Below are 2503 nucleotides of genomic sequence, written 5' to 3' on the forward strand. Positions count from 1 at the left end.
AAGCAAAGATCAAAGAACTGCAGCAAACAATGGAAGTCATCGAGCATAAATGCAGCTACTACAAGACTGCTTTGGAGGCCGGTACGGAGGATGTTCATAAGGATAATAAAATTGAGATTATCACTAATTAGTGATAGAAAACACGGGCAACAGATTGGGATAGAATAACATAGAAAAAAGGTCCATTCTTCAGCTACAAGCTGAGGGATGGACCTTTCCTGATTTAGTTACCAGCTCCTGGTTTTATTCTCTATCCCCACCCAACCGTCTTCAGTTGCTGCCGTCCATACTCCCGGATCTCATTCAACAACAACCCATGATCACTCAACATGAAGATAAAGTTAAAAGGACTGCTAAGTGAGAAGTTGAATGCATGAATCTCCACCTTCATAACGAACAGTAGCTTTTCAATCGTCATTTCCCCGACGAACGAAACAATTCCGGTTTCAACTTCTCAATTTCCCTTCTAATTTCCTCATCGAATTTTGCGCCCACCAACGTTTTCGCTTTGATAATCTCATTAATATCAATATTTTCGGCTCCAATAAAGTTAGCTTTTACAAACTCAGAGTTTTCAAATGTGGCTCCCTTAAGGTCCGCACCTTTGAGAATGGCGCTTTTAAAATTGGAGTTAATCAAACGTGCATTTCGTAAGTCTGTATCGTCTAGTTGTGCGCCTGTGAAATTCGTTTCGTTACAGAAGATATATTTCATTTTTGCATTTTTTAGCGATGAACCTTTAAGGTTTGTATAATGCATTTTTGCGCCTTTAAAGTCGGATCCATTTAATATAGCAGACCTTAGATTTGAACCTTCGAGCACTGCCCCCATCAACTGACTGTTGATTAATTTCACTTCTTTTAGGTATGCACCTTTCAAAAAGCATTTCGAAAGATCAATACTGGTATATCCACTTTTGTTCAGTCTGTTGATATTCGCGATGATTTTGCTCGTGGCTTCTTCTTTAAACCAAAACCTTACGTCCTCTATATTTTCTTTGTACTCTTTTATTTTTCTTTTTTCATTAATTCGGTCCGTAAAATAATAAAGAATCACTCCAAGAAATAAAAAATCAAACATGGAATTATGAAGATTGATCAGGAAGCTTTCCCAAAAGCTTGAGTTTTGATAAATGCTCTTATGGATCAATATAGGCACGTGCTCATACATCAGTGTAAGACCGAAAGTGGTGAGCATCAGCAATAATAGCATTGTCAGCATCACCGCAAGTTCATTTTTATAAATACGTTTAAACAAATTTTCCATATCAGAACTTCTCCTTTTAATTGTTTGTTAAAACAACGAGCTTACAATAAAAAAACCGCCAATAAGGCGGATAAACGAGCTTATACTGTTGATATGACCAACGCTTCCGATCCCTGCTTGTTTAAAAGAACACCCCGTTTATCATTCTCTTAAACAAGCAGGATTCGAACCTGCACCTTTCTGAAACAACTTCAGAACGCTCTAACCAGCTTAAGCTATTGCTGTATGAATATTATACCAATTAATGAAAAATCTATCAATCTGATATTGAACTACGATCATCTTGATTTGCAGAAATAAAAGATAACGCGTATGGAATGTACTTAAATAAATGCGTATTATCACAGCGAGTAAGTAATAAGAATTGTTACCCTGCCAATATATAGAATTGTTCCTATCAGGTAGTTTAATTGAAATATATCTGTTACACTATTGTAATGTAATTGAAAGAAAGGAAGTTATATATGAAGAAAATACTGATGGTTTTGGCAACACTTATTCTATTAGCTGCTTGTTCTTCAGAAGAAACAAGCAAAAATGAAAGTAAGAAAGATACGGCGAAGAAAGACGAAAGTGTGGAAGTAGATAAGAAGTTATTTAATGTTGAAGTAACGCTGCCGTCTTCGATGTTCGAAGATGAAAGCCTTGATACAATCAAAGCTGAGGCAAAAGAAAATGGCATTAAGGAAGTAACGAAGAATGAGGACGGTTCGATTACATACAAAATGTCTAAATCCACTCATAAAAAGATGCTGAAGGAAATTTCAGCGAGCATCGATGAAACGATTGAGGAAACTAAAACGAGCGAAGACTTTGTATCAATTAAAGATATCACGCACAATGATTCGTTCTCTGAATTTACGATGGTTGTAAATAAAGAGAAATATGAAAACAGCATGGACGCATTTGCCACTATGAGTCTTGGCATGTCAGGCATGCTTTATCAAATGTATGACGGCGTCAGCGAAGATGAATACTCTGTCACAATTAATGTTGAGGATGAGACAACAGGCGAAACATTTGGAGAAGTTGTCTATCCAGATGATCTTGAAGAAAAAGAACAAGGATAAGGATTCTACTTCGGAAAGTACGGGTTTGATTCTACTATTTTCAGAGTCGGACAGGTCACCCAGGCTCATATTGCCAGGGAACCTGTCCTTTTCATTGGAAAAATAGAACCTCTACCCCTTTTGAAAAATCAAGAAGGTCACCTATTATACTAAAAATATACAGAATT

Annotated in this window: 2 protein-coding genes, 1 tRNA gene and 1 pseudogene; 2 read left to right on the plus strand and 2 right to left on the minus strand. The window is 36.6% G+C overall.

Going from position 1 to position 2503, the window contains the following annotated elements; genetic code table 11:
• A pseudogene (locus HP456_RS25200) lies at window positions 1–131 on the plus strand (MerR family transcriptional regulator); the annotation flags it as partial.
• Between the two features lie 283 nt (window positions 132–414).
• Here HP456_RS25200 and HP456_RS22700 read toward each other — a convergent pair.
• The gene (locus HP456_RS22700; protein ID WP_172255307.1) at window positions 415–1266 is read right to left on the minus strand and encodes a pentapeptide repeat-containing protein; all 852 of its coding nucleotides are present in this window, start codon (window positions 1264–1266) and stop codon (window positions 415–417) included.
• A gap of 149 nt (window positions 1267–1415) precedes the next feature.
• A tRNA-OTHER gene (locus HP456_RS22705) sits at window positions 1416–1492 on the minus strand.
• Window positions 1493–1730: 238 nt separating this feature from the next.
• Between HP456_RS22705 and HP456_RS22710 the strand changes: the two genes are divergently transcribed.
• Window positions 1731–2336, plus strand: coding sequence for a hypothetical protein (locus HP456_RS22710; protein ID WP_172255309.1), 606 nt, complete (start codon window positions 1731–1733; stop codon window positions 2334–2336).
• The last annotated feature ends 167 nt before the right edge of the window (window positions 2337–2503 follow it).

Source organism: Bacillus haikouensis (genome assembly GCF_013179555.1).
In the GTDB taxonomy this organism is placed as follows: domain Bacteria; phylum Bacillota; class Bacilli; order Bacillales; family Bacillaceae_B; genus Rossellomorea; species Rossellomorea haikouensis_A.

Bases quoted from the DNA above. Each gene is read 5' to 3' on its own strand.
- HP456_RS22700 (WP_172255307.1), bottom strand. From the start codon at position 1,266: ATGGAAAATTTGTTTAAACGTATTTATAAAAATGAACTTGCGGTGATG.
- HP456_RS22710 (WP_172255309.1), top strand. From the start codon at position 1,731: ATGAAGAAAATACTGATGGTTTTGGCAACACTTATTCTATTAGCTGCT.